Source organism: Luteibacter sp. CQ10 (genome assembly GCF_040900725.1).
In the GTDB taxonomy this organism is placed as follows: domain Bacteria; phylum Pseudomonadota; class Gammaproteobacteria; order Xanthomonadales; family Rhodanobacteraceae; genus Luteibacter.
This window is the reverse complement of record NZ_JAEUYM010000002.1, coordinates 912,683-936,334: the sequence shown is the minus strand read 5'-3', so window position 1 is coordinate 936,334 and position 23,652 is coordinate 912,683. Positions and strand designations below refer to the sequence as shown.

Here is a 23,652-nt window from a genome sequence, read left to right as displayed (position 1 = left end):
CCATTTTAGAGCATCTTTCGTTTCTGTCAACCATCTCGTCAAACTTTTTTTCGAGGTGGCTGGTGAAGCAAGAGACTCGTAGACACCGTTCGCGAAGCGCGTTCCGTGTCAGCGGGGAGGCGAATAATACGGATTTCAAAAGGGGCTGCAACCCCTTTTGTGAAGTTTTTTTGAAAGGCCCGTTAAATCAGCCGGATACGTGCGAAGTTTCGCTTGCCGACTTGCAGCACGCCTTCGAATCCGGCCTCGAAGATGCGGGAAGCGTCCTCGACGACCTCGCCATCGATGCGCACGGCACGCTCCTTGAGCTTGCGGTTCGCCTCGGAATTGCTCGGCGTCACGCCCGCGGCGGTCAGCAGCGCAGCCAGACGGAAGCCCTCGGCAGGGGCGGAGATATCGGTGAGGGGAAGGAGGCTGGTGTCTCCCTCACCCCGCACCACGGCGTGCCAGCCGGCGATGGCCTGCTCCGCCGCGGCGGCATCGTGGAAGCGCGTGGCCAGTTCGCGCGCGAGCCGCAGCTTGGCGTCTCGGGGATTCAGTGCGCCAGAGGCCACCTCGGCCTTCATCCGGCCCAACTCCTCGAGGGAAACGTCGAAGCTCAACAATTCGAACCAGCGCCACATGAGGTCGTCGCCGATCTTCAGCGTCTTGGTGACGATATCGATGGCCGGCTCGCCAATGCCGATGTAGTTGCCCAGCGACTTGGACATCTTGTTGACCCCGTCGAGCCCCTCGAGCAACGGCATGGTCAATACGATCTGCGGCGCCTGGCCGTGGTGCTCCTGCAGGGCACGGCCCATGAGGAGGTTGAACTTCTGGTCGGTGCCGCCCAGCTCCACGTCGGCTTCCAGCGCCACGGAGTCGTAGCCCTGCACCAGGGGGTAGAGGAATTCGTGGATGGCGATCGGCTGCTCCGCCTTGTACCGCTTGGCGAAGTCGTCGCGCTCCAACATGCGGGCCACGGTGTGCTGGGCCGCCAGGCGGATCATGTCGGCCGCTCCCATCTTGCCGAACCATTCGGAGTTGAAGCGCAGCTCGGTCTTCTCGCGGTCGAGCACCTTGTAGACCTGCTCGGCATAGGTTTCGGCGTTCGCCAGCACGTCTTCGCGGCTCAGCGGCTTGCGGGTGACGTTCTTGCCCGTGGGGTCGCCGATCATTCCCGTGAAGTCACCGATGAGGAAGATCACCTGGTGTCCCAGGTCCTGGAACTGGCGCATCTTGTTCAGAAGCACGGTATGGCCCAGATGCAGGTCGGGCGCCGTCGGGTCGAAACCCGCCTTGATGCGAAGGGGCCGGCCAAGCTTCAGCCGCGAGGCGAGGTCGTCCTTCTTGATGATCTCGTCCGCGCCACGCGCGATGAGGGCGAGGACCTGGTCCAGCTCGTTCATGCTTGCTCTCTAGATATATGTGAATGCCGCGACCCGCCACGACGGGCGTGAAAGGTTCGTGGGGTTAATTGTGCGTTAACCGCAAGATGCGATGCAAAGCATTGACGTAGAAGGCGTTGACGGACTTTGCACAGGGCCGTTATGGTACGGCACAACCTCGGGGCGAGTGGACATAAGAACGACAATGGGTGATGTGAATCGGGCAGCGCACAGCGCGCGCAAGCAGGCCATCCGCCGCAAGGCGCAGCGGCGTCATGCTCACTTCTACGACAGTCGGGCCCATTGGTCCTTCAGTCGCAACGCCTCGGCCGAACCGCTGAGCTGGTCGCGCGAGCGCTGGATCCTGGCAGGCACCGCCTTCCTGCTCGTCATCCTCTCCGCCCTGGTGATTCCCGCGTGGGCCGGCGCCATGAAATCGCCGAAGCTCACCGAGCCCCTCGTGCGCTCCGTGGTGCCACTCGCGCTGCCGAAGATCGATCCCGCCACCGTCAAGCCGCTCGCCCCGGTCGAGGATTGGCAGACCGTGCAGGTGCAGGCCGGCCAGACACTCGCCGACATCTTCCTCGCCCAGGGACTGTCGATGACCGACCTGCAGCACGTCATCGACGGCGCGGGCGGCACGAAGGTCTTTCACCAGATCAAGCCCGGGCAGGAGTTCCAGTTCCTCGTCGGTGCCGACCACACGCTGAAGGGCGTGCGCTTCGACCAGGACGAATCCTCCATCGCCACGCTGCGTCTCGACGGTACGTCGCCGCAACTCACCACGCAGGTGCGCGATGTCCAACGTCGCGAGCACGTCGCCCACGGCGTCATCGACAGCTCGCTGTTTGGCGCCGGCTCGAAGGCCGGCATGAACACGGCGATGGTGTTGAAGCTCGCCGAGGTGTTCAAGTTCGATATCGACTTCGTGCAGGACCTTCGCGTCGGCGACAGTTTCACCGTCATCTACGACGACGTGTACAGCGACGGCGCCTTCCTGCGCGAGGGCGACATCGTGGCGGCCGAATTCGTGAACCAGGGCAAGCGCTACACCGCCTACCGCTTCAAGAACAGCGACGGCAAGGTCGGCTACTTCAGCGAGGAAGGCCGTCCGCTCGCCGGTTCGTTCTTGCGTATTCCCGTCGACTTCACCCGCATCTCCTCGCAGTTCAGCGCGGGCCGCATGCATCCGATCCTCGGCAAGATGCGCGCGCACAAGGGCGTCGATTACGCCGCGCCCACCGGCACGCCGATCCACGCGGCCGGCGACGGCGTGGTCAAGTTCCGGGGCTGGATGAATGGCTACGGCAACTTCGTGGTCATCCAGCACAACGCGACCATCAGCACGGCTTACGGCCACATGTCGCGTTTCGCCAACCTCCGTGTCGGCCAGCGCGTGAGCCAGGGCAGCACCATCGGCTACGTCGGTATGACCGGCCTCGCCACCGGCCCGCACCTGCACTACGAATTCCGCGTGAACAACGTGCAGCGCGATCCGCAGACGGTCACCCTGCCCAAGCCCGAACCGCTGCCCGCCGCGCAGCTGGCGAAGTTCAAGAAAGAGGTCGTCGGCCCGCAGCTCGCACGCCTCAACCACGTGGACAGCAACGTCAAGCTCGCCCAGGTCGACACCGCGAAAAGCACCGACTGATCCCATGACCACCATGGACGGTCTCTACGTCGGACTCATCTCCGGCACCAGTGCCGACGGCATCGATGCCGCCCTGGTCCGCTTCGAACAGGGCAGGCCGTCGCTCGTCGCCGGTCTGGTGCATGCGTGGAGCGAGCCGCTCCGTCGACGCATCCTCGCCGTGGCGCAGGACGAAGAGCGCCTCGACCTCGACGATTACGGTCGACTCGACGTCGCCGTGGGCCAGGCCTTCGCCGATGCCACGCAGGCGCTTCTCGCAAGAGCCGAAGTCCTCCCGTCCGAGATCACCGCGGTCGGCTCGCACGGACAGACGATTCGCCATCGGCCCGACGGCGACCGGCCGTTCACGCTGCAGATCGGCGATCCGTCGGTGATCGCCGAGCGCACCGGCATAACCACCATCGCCGATTTCCGTCGCCCCGACGTCGCCGCCGGCGGCCAGGGGGCGCCGCTCGTGCCCGCCTTTCATGCCACCGTGCTGCGGCCGAACGAAGGCGCCCGCGTCGTACTGAACCTGGGCGGCATCGCCAACGTCACCCGACTCACGCCCGAAGGCGAGGTCACCGGCTTCGATACCGGCCCGGCCAACGGCCTCATGGACGCATGGTGCCTTCGCCATCGGGGCGAAACCTTCGACCGCGACGGCCGCTTCGCCGCGTCGGGCGAGGTCGATCCCGACCTGCTCGCCGAACTGCTCGACGACGCTTACTTCGCCCTGCCTCCGCCCAAGAGTACCGGTCGCGAACACTTCCACCTCGCCTGGCTCGACCTGCATCCACGCGTGGCTGAGCTTGCCCCGGCCGACGTACAGGCCACCCTGATGGCGTTGAGCGCCGTATCCATCGGCGACGCCATCGCCCGGCATGCCGGGGATGCGCTCGACGTGGTCGCCTGCGGTGGTGGCGTGCACAACGCCGCGCTCATGGATGCGATCCGCATGCGACTGGAGGGCCGCCCGCTGCATGCCAGCACGGCCTTCGGCATCGATCCGGACTTCATGGAAGCGATGGGTTTCGCCTGGCTGGCCTACCGGCGCCTTCGCGGCGAGCCGGGCAATCTGCCCGCGGTGACTGGAGCCCGCGGTCCACGCCTGCTCGGCGCACTCTACGCCGCGCCCTGAATATCGCTAGATATCGCTAGAAAACCTCGTCGGAGGCTTTCGGTTCGCGCCGGGATGCCTGGACGAGCGAATCGGGCGAGGCCTGGGCCAGTGCCGATAGGGCTTCCTGGAAGGCGGCCTGTTCGGAGGCGTCCCACGCGCCGGTAAGGTGGGCGATATCGCCCGGTTCGAGCAGCAGTTCGCCGAACGCGTCACCGGGGCCCAGACCCAGGCCGTGGCGCAACGCGTGGAGGATGACTTCGTTGATCGACCAACGGCGTTCGCGAGCGAGACTCTTGATCCGCTCGGCCATCTGATCGTCGATGTGTCGTACCACGATATCCGGCACGTGCGTTACCTCCCTCGCGCATGCCCCCTGTGGCTGCCGATATTACACAGAATCGCCGCCAGGGCACATGGCGCCAAAGGGCCTATTCCACGGCTCGCAAGGCCTTGCGGCCGGCATCCGCATGCCGCGGCCAGAGCCAGGCGTAGAGCACCATCGCGGGCAGCAGCGACACCACGGTGATGACGAAGAACATCCCGTAGCCGACCGACATGGCGATGCCGCCGCCGAAGAAGCCGAGCACCTTGCCCGGCAGGTTCACCATGGAGCTGAGCAGGGCGTACTGTGTCGCCGTGTGCTGCTTGTTCACCAGCGCCGACAGGAAGGCCACCGTCGGCGGCCCGAGCATGCCGAGGGTGAAGTTCTCGCCCGAGATCACCAGCGTAAGCACCGTGATGTTGCCCGGATGCCGGATCAGGAACAGGTAGAGCAGGTTGCTGGCACCGGCCACCACGATGGCCGCACCGAGCGGTCGCCAGGCGCCCCAGCGAGCGACCAGGGCACCGCCCACGAACGCACCGGCGATGCCGATCCAGATGCCCCAGATCTTGGTGACCGCGGCGATCTGGGTTTTCTCGAAGCCCATGTCGCGGTAGAAGGCGCTCATCAATCCACCGATGGTCGCCTGTTCGGGAACCTTGAAAAGCAGGAGAAACGCGAGCGTCGCCAGCGCGAGCACCCACCGGTAACGCCGAAAGAAATCGGTGAAGGGCTCGACGAGGCTTTCGCGCATGGCCTCCATCCACCCGCGCGGTTTCCGACGCAGCACCTCCGGCTCCCGTGCGAGGAGCGTCGTCGCGATGGGGATGAGCATCGTCGCCGCCATCGCCACGTAGACCACTCCCCACGACACGTGATCGGCCATGATCAGCGCGAGCGCTCCGCTGACGATCAAACCGATGCGATAGCCCAACGCGTAGGTAGCCACCAGCGCACCTTGCGCCTCCACCGGAGCGATCTCGATGCGGTAGGCATCTACCGCGATGTCCTGCGTGGCGCCGAAGAACGCCACCACCAGCGTCGCCGCCACGAACAAGGGCAACTGCACGGGAGACGTCGCGGCCATCGCCAGCAGCCCGGCCGTGACGCACAACTGCGAGAACAGCAACCACCCCCGGCGCAAACCCAACCGCCGGAACAACGGAAGCTGCCAGTGGTCGAGCAGCGGCGCCCAGACGAACTTGAAGGCGTACGTCATGCCGGCGCTGGCGATCATCGTGATGTCCTTCAGCACGATGCCGTTTTCCTTCAGCCAATAGGCCACCGTGCCGGCCACCAGCAGGAACGGCAGGCCGGAGGAAAAACCCAGGAAGGCCATCGTCCACGCCGACGGCTGGGTGAACGCCCTCCAGACGGAAGGCTTCGCCGGTGTCGCCGCCGGCTCAGTCGGCATAGTCGACCGTGAACGGCGCATGGTCGGAGAAGCGCTCGTCGCGGTAGATCGAACAATCGCGCAGGCGGTCGCGCAGGCCCGGCGTGACGATCTGGTAGTCGATGCGCCATCCCACGTTGTTGGCGCGGGCCTGGCCACGGTTGGACCACCAGGTGTATTCGACGGCGTCGGGCTTGATCGCGCGGAAGCTGTCCACCCAGCCGATGTCCTTGAAGAGCAGGTCGAGCCACGCGCGCTCTTCGGGAAGGCAGCCGGAATTCTTCTGGTTGGATGTCCAGTTCTTGATGTCGTTCTTCGTGTGCACGATGTTCCAGTCGCCGCACAGCACGTAATCGCGCCCGCTGGCGGCCCACTCGCGCAGGATGGGCGTCAGCCATTCCATGATGCGGAACTTGTACTGCTGCCGCTCGTCGCCCGACGAACCGGAAGGGATGTAGAACGACACCACGCTGAGATTGCCGTAGCGCGCTTCGATGTAGCGCCCCTCGCAGTCGAAGTCTTCGAAGCCCAGCGACGTGCGCACCTCGTCGGGCTCACGCTTCGAGTAGATGGCCACGCCGCTGTAGCCCTTCTTGCTACGGGCGTCGTGGTAGAAGCAATGGTGCCCGTCGGGGCGGAACATCGGATCGGTGAGCTGCGACTCCTGCGCCTTGGTTTCCTGCAGGCAGACGACGTCGGCGTCCTGCTGGCGAAGCCATTCGAACACGCCCTTGGTGGCGGCCGAGCGGATGCCGTTGGCGTTCAGCGAGATGATGCGCATGGGCTCTTCTTGGAATCGGTCGAAGCGGCCATGATACCCGGCTTGCGTCGCAGGGCCTGCGCCTGGATGCTTGGCCCCATGGAACAAGGCATCGACGTCCGGCCGATCGACGACACGTCGCGCGCGGCAGCCATCGCCCTCACCGTGAACCCCGACCAGGTCGCCTTCGTCGGCCGTGTCGCCGATTCGCTCGCCGACGTGGCCGTATGCCCGGGCAGCGAGGGCCTCGCGCTGCTGGAGGACGGACGCGTGGTGGGTTACGTGCGCATCGACCGCACGGCGTCGGCCCTCGGCGATCACCCGCTCGCGGACGGCGCCGTGGCCCTGCGCAGTTTCCTCATCGACGCCGGCCTTCAGGGCCGCGGCCTGGGCACGCGCGCGCTGCGGGCCATCGCGCGATACGTTTCACGGCGCCACCCCGATCGCGGACGAATCGTGCTCAGCGTCAACGTCGTCAACGAGGGTGCCGTGCGCGCCTACCGCCGGGCGGGCTACCGCGACAGCGGCGCGCTGTACCATGGCGGTCCGGCGGGGCCGCAGCGCGTGCTGTGGCTGCCGCTGCCTTTTCCCGACCCAGCAGAGACTTCCTGACGTGCACGACTACCAGCGCGAATTCATCGAACTCACCCTCGCCCGCGACGTTCTCCGCTTCGGCGAATTCACGCTCAAATCGGGCCGATCGAGCCCCTACTTCTTCAACATGGGCCGGATCGACTCCGGCGCGGCGCTGGCCCGCCTGGGCCGCTCGTATGCCGCCGCGGCCGTTCGTTCGGGCGTGGCCTTCGACATGCTCTTCGGCCCCGCCTACAAGGGCATCGCCCTGGCGGCGGCCACCGCCATCGCCCTGGCCGATACCCAGGATCGCGACGTCCCCTGGGCCTACAACCGCAAGGAGGCCAAGGATCACGGCGAGGGCGGCACGCTCGTGGGTGCCCCGCTCAAGGGGCGCGTGCTGATCGTGGACGACGTGATGACCGCCGGCACCGCCGTGCGCGAATCGCTCGAACTCATCCGCGCGCAAGGGGCCGAACCCGCGGGTGTGCTCATCGCCCTCGACCGGCAGGAGCGCGGCCAGGGCGAGCTGTCCGCCGCGCAGGAGGTGTCCGCGCAGTTCGGCATCCCGGTGATCGCCATCGCCAGCCTTGCCGACGTGCTCACCTATGCCGGCGAGCGGCCCGAACTGGCCGCCGAGCACGGCCGGCTCGTCGCCTATCGCGAACGGTACGGCGTGAAGGCCTGAAAAACGGCAACTCCGTCACGGGACACGGGAGCCTTGCCGCTCCCGCGGCTCCTTCTCGCGCGCGCTGGCTATACTCGCCCGACGGAGGGAATACCATGCGAGCTGTGCGTTATCTATTGGCGGGAGGCGCGTTGTGCATCGGCATGACGGCGGCCGCCCAGAGCAACACGTCGAACAACAGCGGCACCCGCTTCCGCTGGAAGGACGCCTCCGGCGCGTCCGTCTTCAGCGACAGCCTCACCCCCGACGCGCTCAAGGCGGGCTACGACATCGTCAATGGCCAGGGCCTGGTGATCCGCCACGTCGATCGACAGCTCAACGCCGACGAACGCGCCGCCGCGCGCAAGGTCGCCGAGCAGAAGGCCGCCGAGGAGCGGGCGCGCGAGCAGCGACAGCGCGATGACGCGCAGACGCTCAACGCCTATCCCGACGAGGCCTCGTTCGTCGCCGCGAAAACCGCCGAAGTGGACAACTTCGAACAGGCCGCGCGTACCACGCGACTGAACCTGCAAGGCCAGGAGAAGGCCCTGGCCGACCTGCTCAACCGCGCCGGCGACCTCGAGCGTTCGAAGCAGCCGGTGCCGCCGTACCTCAACGACCGCATCGCCAAGCAGCGCGACACCGTCTCCGGCCTGCGCGCCACGCTGCAGCGCCAGCAGGCGGCGAAAGACGAGGCCAAGGCCGGCATGGACGCGCAACTGAAGCATTACCGGGAGATCAGGTCCGCCGCCGAATCGGCCGGCGGACGCTGACAGAGGCGGTCAGAACGGCAGCGAGATCGCGTCGTTCACGGCGTGGACCCGCTGGCGGAAGGCGTCCTTCACCCGCTCCAATGCCTTGGGCGTGTCGGCCTCGAAGCGGAACACCAGCGCGGACTCCGTATTCGAGGCACGTACCAGACCCCAGCCATCGGGCCACTCCACGCGCACGCCGTCCAGCGTGGTCATGCGGCCATCGCCGAAATCGGCTTGGTCGCGGAAGCTCTCCATGAAACGGAACGCCATGCCGCCTTCGACCGCCAGGCGAAGTTCCGGCGTGGACACGCTCCTGGGCAGGTCGTCGAACAACTCGCCGACGGCGCGCTCCTCGGGATCGCCGGCGAGGATTTCCACCAGGCGCACCGCGGCATAGATACCGTCGTCGAAGCCGTACCAGCGGTTGCCGTCGGCGAAAAAGAAATGACCGCTCATCTCGCCGCCCAGCGCCGCACCCGTTTCGCGCATCTTCGCCTTCACCATGGAATGGCCGGTGCGCCACATGAGCGGCACGCCGGCCGCCTCCTGCACCACCCGGCGAAGGTGCGCGCTGCATTTCACGTCGTAGACGATGGTGGCGCCGGGATTGCGCGCGAGCACGTCGCGCGCGAACACCATCAGCAGGCGGTCGGACGGGATGATTTCACCATCCGGTCCCACCACCCCGATGCGGTCGCCGTCACCGTCGAAGGCGATGCCGAGGTCGGCGCCGACCGCACGCACGGCCGCGATGAGGTCGGCGAGATGGCGCGGATCGGACGGATCGGGCGGGTGGTTGGGAAAACGGCCGTCCACCTCGCAGTGCAACGGCACCACGTCGCAACCGATCTCCTCGAGCACGCGCGGTCCCACCGGGCCGGCGATGCCGTTGCCGGCATCGACCACCACCTTCAGGCGACGATCCGCCTCGGCGATATCGCCGACGACACGGCCCACGTAGGCTTCGGTCACGGACTGCTCGCGCCAGGTTCCCTGCCCACCCTCGGGCAAACGCCGTTCGACGATGCGCCGGTGCAGATCGGCGATGGCGTCCCCCGAGAGCGTTTCCCCGCCGATCACGATCTTGAAACCGTTGTGATCCGGCGGATTGTGGCTGCCCGTCACCGACACCGCGCAACCGGTACCCAGGTGGAACGCCGCGAAATACACCACCGGCGTGGGTACCGCGCCGACGTCGATCACGTCGATGCCCGCGGCACGCAGGCCATCGCTCAGGGCGCCGGCGAGTTCCGCGCCCGACAGGCGTCCGTCGCGGCCCACCGCCATCTCGCGCAGGCCGTGTTCGTTCATCACGCCGCCGATCGCGCGACCGATGAGCCGCGCGGTATCGGCATTCAACGCCGCGCCCACCACGCCGCGGACGTCGTAGGCGCGGAAGATGGACGCATCCGCCTCGTGCGTCGCGGCCGCGGCAGGCGCCTCGAGCGCGGGAGCGGGTGTGGGTGCGGGCGGCAATCGCGGTTTGCGCACCACGTCGGCGACGAGGATGTCGTCGCCTTCATCGTCGCGTTCCACCGGCGGCGGCATCGTCATCCGGCGCCAGGCGAGGAACCCGCCGCCGCCCAGGCCGATGAGCGCCAGCAATCCGCCGAGCACCGCGGAATGGGGCAACACGATGAATGCCTTCGGCAGGGCCGCGAACATATAGAACGCGGTGCCGGGCACCGGCAGGCCCGACGCTTCGCGCTCGGCCGAACGCTTGCCTTTCGCCAGCAGGGGAGCGCTGTCCCCGCTGGCGCTCTGGTGAAGCTCGAGCCGGCCACCGGCCGGAGACACCGACTCGAACCGGTCCCGCCATTCGTCGAAGGCATATTCGACCCAGACCCAGGCGCGCACGTCGCCCGGCGCACCGACGGGTTCGACCAGCGTCAGCCGCCGTTCGCCCCCTTGCACGGCGGTGGACGCGGGCGACGCCTGGCCGGCGCCGAGCGCCGCCATGAGCTGGGCGGCCTTCGCATAGCCGAACTGGCGGTAGTCGGCATGCACCACCTCGTCGAGGCCGCCCGAATAGACGTCCACGGCGCGGGCATCGGGGAGGGCCTGGTGCAACCGGGACGCCGCGGCCGGGTGATCGTCGAGGATCGCCAGCAGCGCCGGATCGTTTACCGCCTTATGCAGCCGGTCGAGATGCACGCGGAACGCATCGCCCAGCACCCGTACGGCATCGCGCTGCGCGCTGCGGGTCCGCTCGGCGGCATCGCTCTCGTCGGCGATGAGCCAGGTCTGCCAGGCGCAGAACAACCCGCCCGCGATCAACAGCGTGGCGCCGACCAGCGGCAGCAGTCGACGCAGGTCGATCCGGTCGAGCCGCCGCTCCCCTCCCCCTTTTCGAGCCATGCACGTTTTTCCCGTTGGATCAGACCACGCCGGTCGAACCGAACCCGCCCTCGCCCCGCAGCGAAGGCGCGAATTCCTCCACCACGCGCAACCGCGCGCGGCCTACCGGCACGAGCAATAGTTGCGCAATCCGGTCGCCCGGCGCGATGGTGACGGTCGCATTTCCGCGGTTCCAGCACGAGATCATCAGCGGCCCCTGGTAGTCGGCGTCGATCACGCCCACCAGGTTACCCATCACCAGGCCCTGCTTGTGGCCCAGGCCGGAACGGGGAACGATGAGCGCGCACCACCCCGGATCGCCGATGTGGATGGCCATGCCCGTAGGTACCAGCAGGCTGTCGCCGGGCGCCAGTGCCGCCGGCGCGTCGAGCGCCGCGCGCAGGTCCATGCCCGCGCTGCCAGGGGTGGCCGGCTCGGGCAGCGGAATGGAATCGCCCAGGCGCGGGTCGAGGATTTTCAGTTCGATGTCGATCAAGGCGTACGTCCGTTGCCGGAAAGGAAACGTTCGGCGATGCGCGCCACCAGTTGGCGCGCCAGCTCGGTCTTGGGCATGCGCGGCAACGCGGTGTCGCCGTCGGCCCAGTAGAGGTGCAGCGCGTTGTCGGCCACCTCGAAACCGCGCCCCTCGCCCACATCGTTGGCGGCGATCATGTCCAGGCCCTTCCGGCGCAGCTTGTCCTGCGCGTAGTGCGCCAGTTCTCGCGTTTCCGCCGCGAAACCGACGAGGAACGGATGATCCTTTCGTGCCGCCAGCGCCGCGATGATGTCGGGGTTTTCGGCCAGTTCCAGGTGCAACGGCGAACCGTCGACCTTCTTCAGCTTGTGGCCGGCGACTTCGGCGGGCCGATAATCGCCCACCGCGGCGGCACCGATATAGATGTCGCAGCCCTCGCTGGCGATGAGCACCGCGTCGTGCATCTGCCGCGCGCTGCGCACGTCGACACGCTCGACGCCGGGTGGCGTGGGCAGGGCGACGGGACCCGCGACCAGGGTGACGTGCGCCCCCGCGTCGCGGGCCGCGGCGGCCACGGCGAAACCCATGCGCCCGGAGCTGCGATTGCCGATGAAACGCACCGGATCGATGTCTTCGTAGGTCGGGCCCGCGCTGACCACCACCTTGCGCCCGCTGAGCGGCTGGTCGCCGAAGGACGCCACCAGCAGGTCGCGCAGTTCGTGCGGTTCGAGCATGCGCCCCGAGCCGATGTCGCCGCAGGCCTGGTCGCCGTCGGCCGGACCCAGGATGCCCACGCCTCGCACGCGCAGCGTGCCGACGTTGGCCTGCACGGCGGGATGAGCCCACATCTGCTGGTTCATGGCGGGCGCGACGTAGACCGGCGCCGCCGTGGCGAGCGCCACCGTGGTGAGCAGGTCGTCGGCGAAACCGTGCGCCAGGCGGGCCAGGGTATCGGCGCTGGCCGGGGCGATCAGCAGGCGCTCGGCCCATTTGGCCAATTCGATGTGCCCCATGGCGGCCTCGCCGTGCTCGTCCCAGAGGCTCACCCGCACCGGCTGGCCGGAGAGTGCCTGGAACGTGGTGGGCGTAACGAAGTGCGTGGCGCCTTCGGTCATCACGACGCGGACCTCGGCCTCGAGGTCGCGCAGGCGGCGAACGAGTTCGCACACCTTGTAGGCAGCGATGCCGCCGGTGACGCCGATCAGGATGCGACGCTGGCGAAGGCTCATGGCGAAACGGCGCCGGTTTCGAAGGGCTGGTTAGCTTAACGGATTGAGCCCGGCACCGGAGCAGCCGCACATCCGACGCATTTTTCAGAATCCTTCTATCGCCACCCGGGCGTGACATCCCTACCGTGTACCGATTGCCGCGAACGCGGGCTCGGTATCAAACAGGACGAACAGCGCAGCCATGAAACACGGATTCCCTCGCCCGCGCGGCGTGGCCGACGGCGTTCCCGCCGAAGCCATCGGGCTGCGCCCCATTCCCCAGTGGCCCGAAGGCGAGCGACCGCGCGAGCGCCTGCTTCGCCATGGCGTCGGGGCGTTGTCCGACGCCGAACTGATCGCCGTGCTGCTGGGCAACGGCTCGGTCGGCCGCGATGCCGTCGCCACCGCCCGTGCGCTGCTGGGCGAGGCGGGCAGCCTCGGCCGCCTGCTCGCCGATCCCGACCACATGCCGGCCGTCCGCGGCGTGGGGCCCGCCAAGCGGGCGCGCATCGTCGCGGCGCTCGAGCTCGCCCGCCGCTCGCTGGGAGAGGGCCTGGCCGAGTTGCCACGGGTGCGGAGTCCCACCGACAGCGCCGACTACCTCAAGGCGCGGCTGCGCCACCTTCCCTACGAGGCCTTCGCCTGCCTGTTCCTCGACACGCGACACCGGATCCTCGCCTACGAGGAACTGTTCCGCGGCACCATCGACGCGGCCAACGTGTATCCCCGCGAGGTGGTGCGCGCCTGCCTGCGGCACCACGCCTGCGCGGTGATCCTCGCCCACAACCATCCCTCGGGCATCGCCGAACCCAGCCGTGCGGACCGGGAGATCACGCGCGTGCTGGTCGACGCGCTCGGCCTGATCGACGTGCGCGTGCTCGACCATCTCATCATCGGTCACGACGACCCCGTGTCGATGGCCGCACGCGGCCTGCTCTGAGCGGCAGATATCCGCCGACCTACGCGTCGGCGCGATTCAACTCGGCGACGTAGGCATCCAGCTCCTGCCGGCTGGCGAGCCGCCGGGTTTCCGCCGTGCCGAACCCGATTTCGGTCTCGCCAGCGGCCAGGCGTTCGAAGGTGGCATCGGCGAAGGCGTCGAGATCCACGCCGGCCGCCCCACCGGTGAAGTCGGTCCTGACGCTGGGCGGCACGATCTCGACGACGTCGATCGCCGTGTTCCGCAACTGGAGACGCAGGCTGATGGTCAGGGAATGCAGGGCGGCCTTCGTCAGGCTGTAGGTCGGCAACGCGGCGAAGGGCGTAAAGGCGAGGCCGGATGTCACATTGACCACCGCGGCCGACGGCCGCGTGGCGAAGTGCGGCAGGAGCAGCATGGACAGGTGCATCGGCGCGTCGAGGTTGGTGGCCAGCTCGGCCCGGTGCGATGCCCAGTCCTGTGCCTCCAGGAAGGGTGGATGACGCTGGCCGATGCCCGCGTTGTTGACGAGCACGTTGAGCGCGGGGAAGCGCGAGAGCGCCTCCTCCACCAGGGCGATGCGTCCGGCTTCGCTGGAAACGTCGCCGGGGAGCACCTCGAGGCCGGGCGTGGACCGTTGCGCCGCCAGCAACGTGTCGACGCGTCGGCCGGCGGCGACCACACGGCTTCCGTGTGCCAGAAAACGTTTAGCGAGCGCCAGGCCGATGCCCGTGCCGCCACCGGTGATGAGTACGGTTTGATCCGCGATCTGCATGAAAATCTCCTCGAAACGTGGCCGGCAGTATGAAATCGAGTCGATTTGCGCTGGATACCGGAACGTGGCCGTTTCTTGCCCGATCCTGCTCGTCTGGCTAAGGTCGTCGCACCTGACTGCGGAAGAGAAGGGAGATGCCGGAATCATTGGCGGAGATCCTGCTGCGCCATACGACGGGCCAGCCGGGGCAAGGCGCCTACGCGACGGCCATCGAGGGGCTGACCATCCTGCGCTCCGACCACCCGAAGCCGCCGGCCCACCAGGTGTCCCGTCCCGGGCTGTGCGTCGTCGCCCAGGGTGCGAAGTGGGCGGCCTTCGGAGACGACCGAGTCGAATACCGTGCGGGACAGGCCTTGTTGATCGGCGTGGAAACGCCCTCGATCGGGCGAGTGGTCGAGGCGAGTCCCGACCGTCCCTGCCTCGTCCTGATGATCGAACTGGACGTCGCGTTGCTCCGGGGTGTCGCGGAAGACATGGCCCCGCCGCCCCGTGCCAGCGCCAAGCCCTGCCGCGGCGTCTTCGTCACGGACTTCCAGGGCGCGCTCGCCGACTGCGTCCTGCGCCTGGCCCGGTTGCTCGACACACCCCGGGCGATTCCGACGCTCCTTCCCGGCATCCTGCGCGAGATGTGCTACTGGCTTCTCGCCGGGCCGCATGCCGGCGACGTCGCGCGCATCGCGCTGGCCGGCAGCCCGACACGCCCCGTCGTCGACGCCATGCGGCACCTGCGCGAGCGATTCAGGGAGCCCGTACGCATCGCCGAGTTGGCGGCGCTGGCGAGGATGAGCGCCTCGGCCTTCCATCGCCAGTTCAAGGCGCTGACCTCGCTCACCCCGTTGCAGTATCAGAAACGGCTTCGCCTGATGGAGGCGCGCCGCCTCATGATCGTGCATGCCTGCCACGTCGAGACCGCGGCGTTCGAGGTCGGCTACGAGAGTCCCTCCCAGTTCAACCGGGAATACGCCCGACTCTTCGGTGCACCGCCGAAACGGGATGTCGTCCGCTCGCGGGCCACGTTCGCCGTGGCCCCGGCAGACCGAAAAAAAGACGGCGCGAGTGCCGCTCGCGCCGTCATGGGTCACCTGTCGAGGGAGGGGCTTCGATAACCCGACGTGCCTTGGGCCGGGGAGACACCGGGCACGGAGAGAAGTGTGACGGCCGTCGATGACAGCGCCATGACGTGCCGGAAAACACCATGTGACGGATGGGTGCGGCGCGACTTATGCACATCGACCCCGATGCCCACTTGCCCGTCACAGCTGCGACCCGAATGCAAGTCGATTTATCAACATACTGATAAACAACGACTTTTCTTGTTACGCATCGATGTCAAGAGGGCGGGGAAGCGGCCATGCACGGCGGCAGCGGTTATTGCCCACAGAGTTATCCACAGGGCGGTGGACAGCGGGAAACACCCTTGGCGGGCGGTCTCGCGGGCCCTTTCTGATAGGATTGCCGGTTCCCATGTCCGCGTTGCGACTCCCGTGAAACAAGCGCTCAACCAACTCGTCCTGCAGGCCATCGGCGCGCTGCGGGAGTCCGGCAAGCTGCCGTCCGATTTCGTCGCCCCGTCGTTCGTCATCGAGCGTACGCGCAGCCGCGAGCACGGCGATTTCGCGACCAACGCGGCGATGATGATGGCCAAGGCCGCCGGCCGCAAACCCCGGGACATCGCCACCGACCTCGTGGAGGCGCTGCCCGCCTCCCCCGTGGTGGGCAAGGTGGAGGTCGCCGGCCCCGGCTTCATCAACTTCTTCCTCGCGCCGGCCGCCTATCACGCCGAGATCGCGAAGACGCTGGCCGAGGGCAATCGCTACGGCCGCAACCGCGACGGCGCCGGGCGCGTGGCGGGCGTGGAATTCGTCTCGGCCAACCCCACCGGTCCGCTGCACGTCGGGCATGGCCGAGCGGCGGCCATCGGCGACAGCATCAGCCGCCTGCTCGATGCGACGGGCTGGAAGGTCACCCGGGAGTTCTACTACAACGACGCCGGCGTGCAGATCGCCAATCTCGCGCTGTCCACGCAGCTGCGCGCGCAGGGCGTCGGCCCCGACGACGCGCGCTGGCCGGAGTCGGGCTACCGCGGCGACTACATCATGGACGTCGCCCAGGCCTTCCTGGCGAAGGCCTCGGTCGAAGCCGACGGCGAGACCGTCACGGCCACCGGCGACGTCGACAACCTCGACGACGTGCGCCGCTTCGCCGTCGCCAGCCTGCGCCACGAGCAGGATCTCGACCTGAAGGCGTTCGGCGTCGGTTTCGACGTGTATTACCTCGAATCGTCGCTGTACACCGAAGGCAAGGTCGACGAGACGGTGCGCGAGCTGGTCGCCCACGGCCACACCTACGAAGAAGGCGGCGCGCTCTGGCTGCGTTCCACCGATTTCGGTGACGACAAGGACCGCGTGATGCGCAAGTCCGACGGCACCTACACCTATTTCCTGCCCGACGTCGCCTATCACCGCACCAAGTGGCAGCGCGGCTACGAACGCGCCATCACCGAGCTGGGTTCCGACCACCACGGTTCGCTGGCCCGCGTGAAGGCCGGCCTGCAGGCGCTGGACACCGGCATCCCGAAGAACTGGCCCGAATACGTGCTGCACCAGATGGTGACGGTGATGAAGGGCGGCGAGGAGGTGAAGATCTCCAAGCGTGCCGGTTCGTACGTGACCCTGCGCGATCTCATCGACGAAGTGGGCCGCGACGCCACGCGCTACTTCCTCATCGCGCGCAAGGCCGACTCGCAACTAGTGTTCGACATCGACCTGGCCCGCTCGCAGAGCAACGACAACCCGGTCTACTACATCCAGTACGCCCACGCCCGCGCCAGCCGCGTGTTTCGCGAACTGGCCGATCGCGGCCTCGCCACCCTGCGCGCCAACGGGCTGGCGAAGCTCGACCTGCTCGCCACCGAGCACGAACAGACCCTGATGTTCGAGTTGTCCCGCTACCCCGAAGTGGTCGAGGCGGCCGCGGCCAATCTGGAACCGCACCTGATCGCGCAATACCTGCGCGAGCTCGCTGGCGCGCTGCACAGTTACTATCACGAGCATAAGTGGATCGTCGACGACGCCGATCTGCGTGACGCGCGCCTCGCGATGGTGGCCGCCACGCAGCAGGTGCTTCGCAACGGTCTTGATCTGCTGGGCATTTCCGCCCCGGAGAGCATGTAAATGGCAACACGCAAGAAGGGCAAGGGCCGTCAGGCGGTCCGCAACGGTTCCAGCGGCATGCCGGGCTGGGGCTGGGCGCTGATCGGCATCCTGGCCGGCGCCGTGCTGATGGCTTTCGCCATGCATGGCAGCCTCATCCCCATGAAGAAGGACGGTCCCGAGCCGAACCCCCAAGCCACGGCGCAGAAGGGAAGCGATCCGGGCGTGGCTGACCAGGCCGAGCCGGAGAAGCCCAAGAAGCCTTCGTACGATTTCTATTCGGTGCTGTCCGAGAAGGAAGTGCGCATCCCGGACGCGGAGATCCACGCCCAGGCCAGCGCCGAGGCGCAGCAGAAGCAGCAGGCGGCGCAGGCCGCCCAGCAGCAGGCCGCCGCTCAGCAGGCAGCCGCCACGCAACAGACCGCCGCGCAACCCGCCGTCAATCCCAACCTGCCCAAGGCCTCGACGCAAACCGTGACGGCCGCGCCCTCGCAGCCGGCGCACCCCGCCGCGCAGAGCGGATCGGGCTACCTGCTCCAGGTGGGCGCGTTCCCGAGCGCGTCCGACGCGGAATCGCTGAAGGCGAAGCTCGCGCTGCAAGGCTTCGTGGCGAACGTGCAATCGGTGAAGGTCGGCAACCAGACCTACAACCGCGTGCGCCTCGGACCGTTCAAATCGGCGACCGACCTGGAAAGCACGAAGCAGCGCTTGCAGTCGGCGGGAATCAGCGCGATCGCCCTGAAGGAAGGCGGCTAAGCCGCCTTCACGGGCTCCTAGCCGCATCTACCCCCTCATGTCGTTCTTGCGTTCGAGGGAGCGAAAGAGCCGCATCACCTCTTCGCAGGAAACCGGACGCCTCGCGCTGGGCTCCTGCGTTCGCAGGAGCGACGTGAGGGAATCGGGCGCTGTCGACGCGATCAGCTCTTGCGCTTCAACCGGATCAACGCCGAGATATCGTCGTCGCCGTAACCCTGCGACATCAGCTCGCCGAAATCCGCCAGCGACTGCTCGATCACGGTGCGGTTCGTCCCCGCCTCGGTGGCGATGCCGCGCACGATGCCCAGGTCCTTGTGCAGCAGCGCCAGCTTGAAGCCCACCGAGAACTCGTTGCGCAGCATCGTGGCGCCGCGCTTGTCGAGGAACCAGTTGCCCGCCGCACCCGCGGCGAGCGTCGGGATGAGTCGGTCGGCCTCGAGGCCCAAGGCCTCGCCGAGGGCGAGACCTTCGGTCACGGCATGCGCGATACCGGCGACGAGCACCTGGTTGACCGCCTTGGTCGCCTGGCCGCTACCCACCGGCCCCATGTGCGTGATGCGCGCGCCATAGGCTTCGAGCACGGGACGCGCGCGTTCCAGCACGGCGGCATCGCCGCCCACCATCACCGATAGCTTGCCGTTCTTCGCGCCTTCGACGCCGCCGGACACGGGCGCGTCGAGAAAATGCACGCCCGAGTCGGCCAGCAAGCCTGAGGCCTTCTGCGCCGTGGCGGGCGCCACGGTGGAGTGATCGATGACGATGCTGTCCTTGCGCAGCGACGGCAACAACGCCTCGACCACGCCGATGACGTCGGCATCCGCACTGACGCACAGCACGATCACGTCGCAGGTGCCGGCGATGCCAGCCATGTCGGGCGCCTGCACGCCGAGTTCGTTCGCCAGTTCGCTGGCCTTGGCTTGCGTGCGGTTGCCCACGGCGGCCAGCAGGCCTTTGTCGTGCACGTGCCGCGCCATCGGGGCGCCCATCGCGCCCAGGCCGATGAAGGCCGCCTTGATCGTCATTTACGGGGTCTCCGCCAGGTAGGTGTAACCGGTGAGGCCCTTGTCGAGCGTCTCGGCAAGGAAGCGGGCCTCGTCGCCGCCGATGCCCGCCGCGGCGATGCGGTCGGCGTACGACTGGCGCAGGATCGTCAGGTCGTAACCCACGTAGTCGAGCATGAGGTCGGTGGTGTCGCCGCGGCGGATGTGCGCGAACTGATAGCCGTCGGCCGTGGCGCGCACGTTCACCGCGTCGGTGTCGCCGAACAGGTTGTGGATGTCGCCCAGCGTCTCCTGGTAGGCGCCCACCATGAAGATGCCCAGGCGGTACGATTCGCCGCTCTTCAACGGATGCAGCGGCAGGCTCACGTCCACGCCCTCGGCGTCCACGTAGTGGTCGATGCGGCCGTCGGAATCGCAGGTGAGGTCGGCGATGACGCCGCGCCGGGTCGGCTCCTCGTCGAGCCTCGAGATCGGCACGATGGGGAAGATCTGGTCGATGGCCCAGATGTCGGGCACCGACTCGAACACGGAGAAATTCACGAAATACTTGTCGACCAGCTTCTCGTCGAGTTCGTCGAGCGCCTGCCGGTGCGCGCGCTCGGCCGGCAGCAGGCGCGGCCGCACCGCATTGGCGATGGCATAGAAGAGGTCGTCGAGCGCGGCACGGTCGCGCAGGTCGAGCTGGCCCAGCGCGTAGAGCGTCTGCCCCTCGGCGAAGTGATGCTGCGCCTCGTGGAAAAGCTCCAGCGGCGGGCGATGATCGAGTTCGGCGTGGGTGTCGCGCAGGTGGCGCAGCACCATCGGCTCGCCCTCGCGCTCGGCCGGCACGGCGCCCGGCGGAACTTCTTCCACCTCGGTGACGTTCACCACCATCACGGCGTGGTGGGCGGTCATCGCGCGGCCGGACTCGGTGAAGATGGTCGGCGCGGGCATGCCGTGCTCGGCCACGGCTTCGGCCAGCGGCTGCACGATGCTGGCGGCGTACTGGCCCACGCTGTAGTTGATGGAGTTGTAGCTGCGCGAACGGGTGCCTTCGTAGTCCACGCCGAGGCCACCGCCCACGTCGACCACGTCGATGGGCACGCCCAGCCGGTGCAGCTCGACGAAGTAGCGCACGGCCTCGCGCATGCCGGCGGCGATGTCGCGCACGTTGGAAATCTGCGAGCCCATGTGGAAGTGCTGCAGGCGCAGCGTGTGCTTGAGGCCGGCGGCCTCGAGCTTTGCCACCAGTTCGAGCACCTGGCCCGGGCTCAGGCCGAACTTGCCCTTGTCGCCGCCGGTGTTCTGCCACTTGCCGGCGCCGATGGACGCCAGGCGCACGCGCACGCCGAGCAGCGGCTCGACGCCGAGCGCCTTCGCCTCGGCCAGCACGTGGTCGAGCTCGGAGAGTTTCTCCACCACGATGTGCACGCGCAGGCCGAGCTTGAGGCCGATCAGCGCCAGGCGCACGTATTCGCGGTCCTTGTAGCCGTTGCAGACCACCATGCTGCCCGGACGGGCATGCGCCAGCACCGCCATCAGTTCCGGCTTGGAGCCGGCCTCGAGGCCGAAGCCCTTCTCGCCCGCGGCCACCAGCTCACCGACGACGCCGCGCTGCTGGTTGACCTTGATGGGATAGATGGCCGTGTAGCGGCCGGCGTAGTCGGCATCGTCGATCGCCTTGGCGAAGGCCTCCTGCAGGCGGGCCAGACGATCGGCGAGGATATCGGGGAAGCGCACGAGCAAGGGCAGGCGCAGGCCCTGCCGGGTGGCTTCCTCGACGATGGCGGGCAGGTCGAGGGCCGGGCCCTCGTCGCCGCGAGGGCGCATCGTGAGGCGGCCGTTGCCGGCCACGTCGACGTAGCCGTTGCTCCAGTGAGGAATCGCGTAGGTCAGCTTGGCGCGATCGATGGTCCAGTTCGCCATGGGCGGGCGGTCTCCAGGTGATTGTGTCGTGTCCCCTTGAGGGGGCGCGGAACAGTCGCAGCGGCGAACCTTGACTCGAACGGGCCTGGCGGCCGGGAGCCTCGCACGCCGCGGGGCCGACCAGACCGCCTATTGTAGCGGCGGCCGACGACATCCGTGTATCGCCGCCGGCCGGCCGATTGGCCGCTTTTTCACCGGGAGCCGGTACAATGCGGCGGTTAGAGACTCCCTTACCCGAATTCCAGGATTCCGCGTCATGTCGCAGCAGCAGCTCAGCTGGTTTACCGAGGCCCACCAGGCTTCGGGCTCTTCCATCGGTTTCCGCGTCGAGCGCCTGTTGCACGCCGAGAAGACGCCGTTCCAGACCATCGAGATCTACCAGACCACCGACTGGGGCAACCTCATGGTGATCGACGGCTGCGTGATGCTCACCGGCCGCGACAACTTCCTCTACCACGAGATGATGACGCACCCGGCGCTGTTCACCCACGCCCGCGCCAAGCGCGTGGTGATCATCGGCGGCGGCGACTGCGGCACGCTGCGCGAGGTGCTCAAGCACGAGGAAGTCGAGAAGGCCACCCAGGTGGAGATCGACGAGCGCGTCACCCGCCTGGCCGAGCAGTACTTCCCGGAGCTGTGCGACGCCAACAACGATCCCCGCGCCGAGCTGCTGTTCATCGACGGCATCAAGTACATGGCCGAGGCCGAGCCGGAGTCGATCGACCTCATCATCGTCGATTCCACCGATCCGGTCGGTCCGGCCGAGGGCCTGTTCAACGCGGCGTTCTACGCCAGCTGCCACAAGGCCCTTCGCCACGGCGGCATCCTGGTGCAGCAGTCGGAGTCGCCGCTGGCCCACATCGAGCTGATCAAGGCCATGCGCTCGGCCATGCGCACCTCCGGCTTCAAGGCCGTGCGCACGCTGCCCTTCCCGCAGCCGTGCTACCCCACCGGCTGGTGGAGCTGCACCATGGCCCGCAAGGACGGCGACCTCTCGGGCTTCCGCGAGCGCGGCGCCATCAGCAAGGGTTTCGCCACCAAGTACTACAACGCCGACATCCACAAGGGTGCACTGGCGCAGCCGGAATTCATGCGCGAACAACTGGGCGACTAAACTCCCCGCGACACCGTGAAGGCCCCTCCGGGGCCTTCTTTTTGCGACATGTGCCCGTCGTGACAATTGCCGTACTATCGCGAGATGAACGCACATTCATCTTCGTCGAACGCCATGCCTCGCGGCAGCATCGCCGTGGTCGGCATGGGCATGACCCTCGGCTCCCACCTGACCCCCCTGGCACGCAGCCACATCGAACAGGCGGACGTCGTCTTCGCAGGTTTGTCCGATGGCGTGGTCGAACTGTGGCTGCATCGCATGCATCCGGACGTGCGCAGCCTCCAGCCGTATTACGGTGAAGGCAAGTCGCGCGTCCAGACGTATCGCGAGTGGGTCGAACTCATGATGACCGAGGTGCGCGCCGGCAAGCGCGTCTGCGGTGTGTTCTACGGCCATCCGGGCATCTTCGCCTGGTCGCCGCACAAGGTCATCGAGACCGCCCGCGCCGAAGGCTTCCATGCGTATATGGAACCGGGCATCTCCGCCGAAGACTGCCTTTACGCCGACCTGGGCATCGATCCGGGAAGCGTCGGCTGCCTGCACTTCGAAGCCAGCCAGTTTCTCTATTACGAGCGCCGCGTCGATCCCTCCGCGTACCTCGTGCTATGGCAGGTGGGCATGATCGGCAACCGTTCGGTAGGCCACCTGGAGAACACGGCCGGCTATCGCCAGGTGCTCGTCGACCTGCTTGCCGCCGACTATCCGCTCGACCACGAAATCATCCTTTACCGGGCGGCGACCTTGCCGATACAGAAACCGCGCATCCGCCGCATCGCCCTGGGCGACCTGCCCCAGGCGTCGTTGCCGCCGGAGGAAACCGTGGTGCTGCCGCCGGCCCGGTCCCTCAGGCTCAATCCCGCCACCCGGGACCGGCTCAAGGCCCTCGATGCGGCGACCGCGACGGCCTGATACGCGACCGGAAGGGGGGGGGCTTCCGGCGGATGCGTGCACTCGATGACGGCTGTCATCATGTCCGAACGAGCCTGATCTCATGCCATTGCGTGAGGTCAGGCAAAAAAACAGGGGGAAACATCCATGACCGATACGCTGGAACTGCTGGAATCCATTGGGCGTGACGCCTCGCTGCGCCATGCCTCGGCCGAGGTGCTGGGCCGCGTGCTCGACGAGGCCAAGGCGTCCGACGGCCTGCGCGCCGCGGTGGCCTCGGGCGACGGATCGAAGCTCGACGTCGATTTCCGCGACGAGAAAAACTACATGGGGCACCAGCAGCCGCCTCCGCAGAGCACGCAGTACCCCGGCGGCGACGAAGAGAAGACCGACGACGACGAGGACAGCCCGGACTCCACCGAGAAGACCCCCGGCGACGGGACGTCGTCCGGCTGATCGTCCGTGACGGGTTGATGCGCATGCGCCGGCCGACGCGCCGTCTCCGAACATGGTTCGCACTGGCGGCCTTACT

The 23,652-nt window shown here is 67.5% G+C and carries 22 protein-coding genes; 12 read left to right on the top strand and 10 right to left on the bottom strand.

The genetic code is table 11. From position 1 onward, the window contains the following. Positions 1 to 182 precede the first annotated feature (182 nt). Positions 183 to 1,388 (bottom strand): tyrosine--tRNA ligase, encoded by a 1,206-nt coding sequence (gene tyrS / locus JNG39_RS12955; protein ID WP_368311899.1) that lies wholly within the window; start codon positions 1,386 to 1,388, stop codon positions 183 to 185. Positions 1,389 to 1,572: 184 nt separating this feature from the next. Here tyrS and JNG39_RS12950 point away from each other — a divergent pair, with 184 nt between their 5' ends. Together JNG39_RS12950 and JNG39_RS12945 are read left to right on the top strand one after the other, a co-directional pair. Further along, positions 1,573 to 3,018 carry an OapA family protein gene (locus JNG39_RS12950; protein ID WP_368311898.1) on the top strand — a complete coding sequence of 482 codons (1,446 nt, stop codon included), beginning with the start codon at positions 1,573 to 1,575 and terminating at the stop codon, positions 3,016 to 3,018. A 4-nt stretch (positions 3,019 to 3,022) separates the two neighbouring features. Further along, on the top strand, positions 3,023 to 4,138 hold the full coding sequence (locus JNG39_RS12945) for an anhydro-N-acetylmuramic acid kinase (protein WP_368311897.1): 1,116 nt from the start codon (positions 3,023 to 3,025) through the stop codon (positions 4,136 to 4,138). Between the two features lie 16 nt (positions 4,139 to 4,154). Here JNG39_RS12945 and JNG39_RS12940 read toward each other — a convergent pair whose 3' ends face one another. From JNG39_RS12940 to JNG39_RS12930, 3 genes are all read right to left on the bottom strand, one after another. Continuing rightward, complete coding sequence (locus JNG39_RS12940) at positions 4,155 to 4,466, bottom strand: hypothetical protein (RefSeq protein WP_247371540.1); 312 nt, start codon at positions 4,464 to 4,466, stop codon at positions 4,155 to 4,157. Between the two features lie 82 nt (positions 4,467 to 4,548). Next, positions 4,549 to 5,781, bottom strand: coding sequence for an MFS transporter (locus tag JNG39_RS12935; RefSeq protein WP_368311934.1), 1,233 nt, complete (start codon positions 5,779 to 5,781; stop codon positions 4,549 to 4,551). A gap of 64 nt (positions 5,782 to 5,845) precedes the next feature. Further along, positions 5,846 to 6,616 carry an exodeoxyribonuclease III gene (locus JNG39_RS12930; protein WP_144912403.1) on the bottom strand — a complete coding sequence of 257 codons (771 nt, stop codon included), beginning with the start codon at positions 6,614 to 6,616 and terminating at the stop codon, positions 5,846 to 5,848. 78 nt (positions 6,617 to 6,694) lie between these two features. Between JNG39_RS12930 and JNG39_RS12925 the strand changes: the two genes are divergently transcribed. The 3 genes from JNG39_RS12925 (at position 6,695) to JNG39_RS12915 (ending at position 8,608) form a co-directional block, all read left to right on the top strand. Further along, a complete protein-coding gene (locus tag JNG39_RS12925; RefSeq protein WP_368311896.1) occupies positions 6,695 to 7,207 on the top strand; it encodes a GNAT family N-acetyltransferase in 513 nt (170 codons plus the stop codon). Position 7,208: 1 nt separating this feature from the next. Continuing rightward, the gene (gene pyrE / locus JNG39_RS12920; RefSeq protein WP_368311894.1) at positions 7,209 to 7,856 is read left to right on the top strand and encodes an orotate phosphoribosyltransferase; all 648 of its coding nucleotides are present in this window, start codon (positions 7,209 to 7,211) and stop codon (positions 7,854 to 7,856) included. 95 nt (positions 7,857 to 7,951) lie between these two features. Next, entirely contained in the window at positions 7,952 to 8,608 is a 657-nt protein-coding gene (locus JNG39_RS12915; RefSeq protein WP_368311892.1) for a DUF4124 domain-containing protein, read from the top strand. 9 nt (positions 8,609 to 8,617) lie between these two features. On the opposite strand, the gene JNG39_RS12910 is transcribed toward JNG39_RS12915, so the two are convergent. The 3 genes from JNG39_RS12910 to coaBC are packed head-to-tail and all read right to left on the bottom strand — an operon-like array spanning position 8,618 to position 12,631. After that, positions 8,618 to 10,948, bottom strand: a complete 2,331-nt coding sequence (locus tag JNG39_RS12910; RefSeq protein ID WP_368311890.1) for a phosphomannomutase/phosphoglucomutase — start codon at positions 10,946 to 10,948, stop codon at positions 8,618 to 8,620. A 19-nt stretch (positions 10,949 to 10,967) separates the two neighbouring features. Further along, positions 10,968 to 11,423 (bottom strand): dUTP diphosphatase, encoded by a 456-nt coding sequence (gene dut, locus JNG39_RS12905; RefSeq protein ID WP_247371552.1) that lies wholly within the window; start codon positions 11,421 to 11,423, stop codon positions 10,968 to 10,970. Further along, complete coding sequence (gene coaBC / locus JNG39_RS12900; protein WP_368311888.1) at positions 11,420 to 12,631, bottom strand: bifunctional phosphopantothenoylcysteine decarboxylase/phosphopantothenate--cysteine ligase CoaBC; 1,212 nt, start codon at positions 12,629 to 12,631, stop codon at positions 11,420 to 11,422. The genes dut and coaBC overlap by 4 nt, the downstream gene beginning before the upstream one ends. A 181-nt stretch (positions 12,632 to 12,812) precedes the next feature. Here coaBC and radC point away from each other — a divergent pair, with 181 nt between their 5' ends. Further along, complete coding sequence (gene radC, locus JNG39_RS12895; protein WP_368311887.1) at positions 12,813 to 13,550, top strand: DNA repair protein RadC; 738 nt, start codon at positions 12,813 to 12,815, stop codon at positions 13,548 to 13,550. A 19-nt stretch (positions 13,551 to 13,569) separates the two neighbouring features. Here radC and JNG39_RS12890 read toward each other — a convergent pair whose 3' ends face one another. Beyond that, positions 13,570 to 14,304 (bottom strand): SDR family oxidoreductase, encoded by a 735-nt coding sequence (locus JNG39_RS12890; RefSeq protein WP_368311886.1) that lies wholly within the window; start codon positions 14,302 to 14,304, stop codon positions 13,570 to 13,572. 134 nt (positions 14,305 to 14,438) lie between these two features. Between JNG39_RS12890 and JNG39_RS12885 the strand changes: the two genes are divergently transcribed. The 3 genes from JNG39_RS12885 (at position 14,439) to JNG39_RS12875 (ending at position 18,212) form a co-directional block, all read left to right on the top strand. Then, the gene (locus JNG39_RS12885; protein WP_368311884.1) at positions 14,439 to 15,410 is read left to right on the top strand and encodes an AraC family transcriptional regulator N-terminal domain-containing protein; all 972 of its coding nucleotides are present in this window, start codon (positions 14,439 to 14,441) and stop codon (positions 15,408 to 15,410) included. 378 nt (positions 15,411 to 15,788) lie between these two features. Beyond that, the gene (gene argS / locus JNG39_RS12880) at positions 15,789 to 17,477 is read left to right on the top strand and encodes an arginine--tRNA ligase (protein ID WP_368311883.1); all 1,689 of its coding nucleotides are present in this window, start codon (positions 15,789 to 15,791) and stop codon (positions 17,475 to 17,477) included. After that, the gene (locus JNG39_RS12875) at positions 17,478 to 18,212 is read left to right on the top strand and encodes an SPOR domain-containing protein (RefSeq protein WP_368311881.1); all 735 of its coding nucleotides are present in this window, start codon (positions 17,478 to 17,480) and stop codon (positions 18,210 to 18,212) included. A gap of 161 nt (positions 18,213 to 18,373) precedes the next feature. Here the strand turns inward: JNG39_RS12875 and JNG39_RS12870 are convergent, their stop codons facing one another. Both JNG39_RS12870 and speA read right to left on the bottom strand, forming a co-directional pair. Beyond that, positions 18,374 to 19,234: an NAD(P)-dependent oxidoreductase gene (locus JNG39_RS12870; protein WP_368311879.1), complete on the bottom strand. Its 861-nt coding sequence runs from the start codon at positions 19,232 to 19,234 to the stop codon at positions 18,374 to 18,376. Continuing rightward, positions 19,235 to 21,118 (bottom strand): arginine decarboxylase, encoded by a 1,884-nt coding sequence (gene speA, locus JNG39_RS12865; RefSeq protein ID WP_368311878.1) that lies wholly within the window; start codon positions 21,116 to 21,118, stop codon positions 19,235 to 19,237. A 256-nt stretch (positions 21,119 to 21,374) separates the two neighbouring features. Here speA and speE point away from each other — a divergent pair, with 256 nt between their 5' ends. From speE to JNG39_RS12850, 3 genes are all read left to right on the top strand, one after another. Next, on the top strand, positions 21,375 to 22,232 hold the full coding sequence (speE, locus tag JNG39_RS12860; RefSeq protein WP_368311876.1) for a polyamine aminopropyltransferase: 858 nt from the start codon (positions 21,375 to 21,377) through the stop codon (positions 22,230 to 22,232). Positions 22,233 to 22,316: 84 nt separating this feature from the next. After that, positions 22,317 to 23,141, top strand: a complete 825-nt coding sequence (locus JNG39_RS12855) for an SAM-dependent methyltransferase (RefSeq protein WP_368311874.1) — start codon at positions 22,317 to 22,319, stop codon at positions 23,139 to 23,141. Between the two features lie 126 nt (positions 23,142 to 23,267). Then, a complete protein-coding gene (locus JNG39_RS12850) occupies positions 23,268 to 23,576 on the top strand; it encodes a hypothetical protein (RefSeq protein ID WP_368311872.1) in 309 nt (102 codons plus the stop codon). The last annotated feature ends 76 nt before the right edge of the window (positions 23,577 to 23,652 follow it).

Bases quoted from the DNA above. Each gene is read 5' to 3' on its own strand.
- JNG39_RS12910 (WP_368311890.1), bottom strand. From the start codon at position 10,948: ATGGCTCGAAAAGGGGGAGGGGAGCGGCGGCTCGACCGGATCGACCTG.
- JNG39_RS12915 (WP_368311892.1), top strand. From the start codon at position 7,952: ATGCGAGCTGTGCGTTATCTATTGGCGGGAGGCGCGTTGTGCATCGGC.
- JNG39_RS12925 (WP_368311896.1), top strand. From the start codon at position 6,695: ATGGAACAAGGCATCGACGTCCGGCCGATCGACGACACGTCGCGCGCG.
- JNG39_RS12875 (WP_368311881.1), top strand. From the start codon at position 17,478: ATGGCAACACGCAAGAAGGGCAAGGGCCGTCAGGCGGTCCGCAACGGT.
- radC (WP_368311887.1), top strand. From the start codon at position 12,813: ATGAAACACGGATTCCCTCGCCCGCGCGGCGTGGCCGACGGCGTTCCC.
- JNG39_RS12885 (WP_368311884.1), top strand. From the start codon at position 14,439: ATGCCGGAATCATTGGCGGAGATCCTGCTGCGCCATACGACGGGCCAG.
- JNG39_RS12950 (WP_368311898.1), top strand. From the start codon at position 1,573: ATGGGTGATGTGAATCGGGCAGCGCACAGCGCGCGCAAGCAGGCCATC.
- JNG39_RS12850 (WP_368311872.1), top strand. From the start codon at position 23,268: ATGACCGATACGCTGGAACTGCTGGAATCCATTGGGCGTGACGCCTCG.
- tyrS (WP_368311899.1), bottom strand. From the start codon at position 1,388: ATGAACGAGCTGGACCAGGTCCTCGCCCTCATCGCGCGTGGCGCGGAC.
- speA (WP_368311878.1), bottom strand. From the start codon at position 21,118: ATGGCGAACTGGACCATCGATCGCGCCAAGCTGACCTACGCGATTCCT.
- coaBC (WP_368311888.1), bottom strand. From the start codon at position 12,631: ATGAGCCTTCGCCAGCGTCGCATCCTGATCGGCGTCACCGGCGGCATC.
- JNG39_RS12890 (WP_368311886.1), bottom strand. From the start codon at position 14,304: ATGCAGATCGCGGATCAAACCGTACTCATCACCGGTGGCGGCACGGGC.
- JNG39_RS12870 (WP_368311879.1), bottom strand. From the start codon at position 19,234: ATGACGATCAAGGCGGCCTTCATCGGCCTGGGCGCGATGGGCGCCCCG.
- speE (WP_368311876.1), top strand. From the start codon at position 21,375: ATGTCGCAGCAGCAGCTCAGCTGGTTTACCGAGGCCCACCAGGCTTCG.
- JNG39_RS12945 (WP_368311897.1), top strand. From the start codon at position 3,023: ATGACCACCATGGACGGTCTCTACGTCGGACTCATCTCCGGCACCAGT.
- JNG39_RS12930 (WP_144912403.1), bottom strand. From the start codon at position 6,616: ATGCGCATCATCTCGCTGAACGCCAACGGCATCCGCTCGGCCGCCACC.
- JNG39_RS12855 (WP_368311874.1), top strand. From the start codon at position 22,317: ATGAACGCACATTCATCTTCGTCGAACGCCATGCCTCGCGGCAGCATC.
- JNG39_RS12935 (WP_368311934.1), bottom strand. From the start codon at position 5,781: ATGGCCTTCCTGGGTTTTTCCTCCGGCCTGCCGTTCCTGCTGGTGGCC.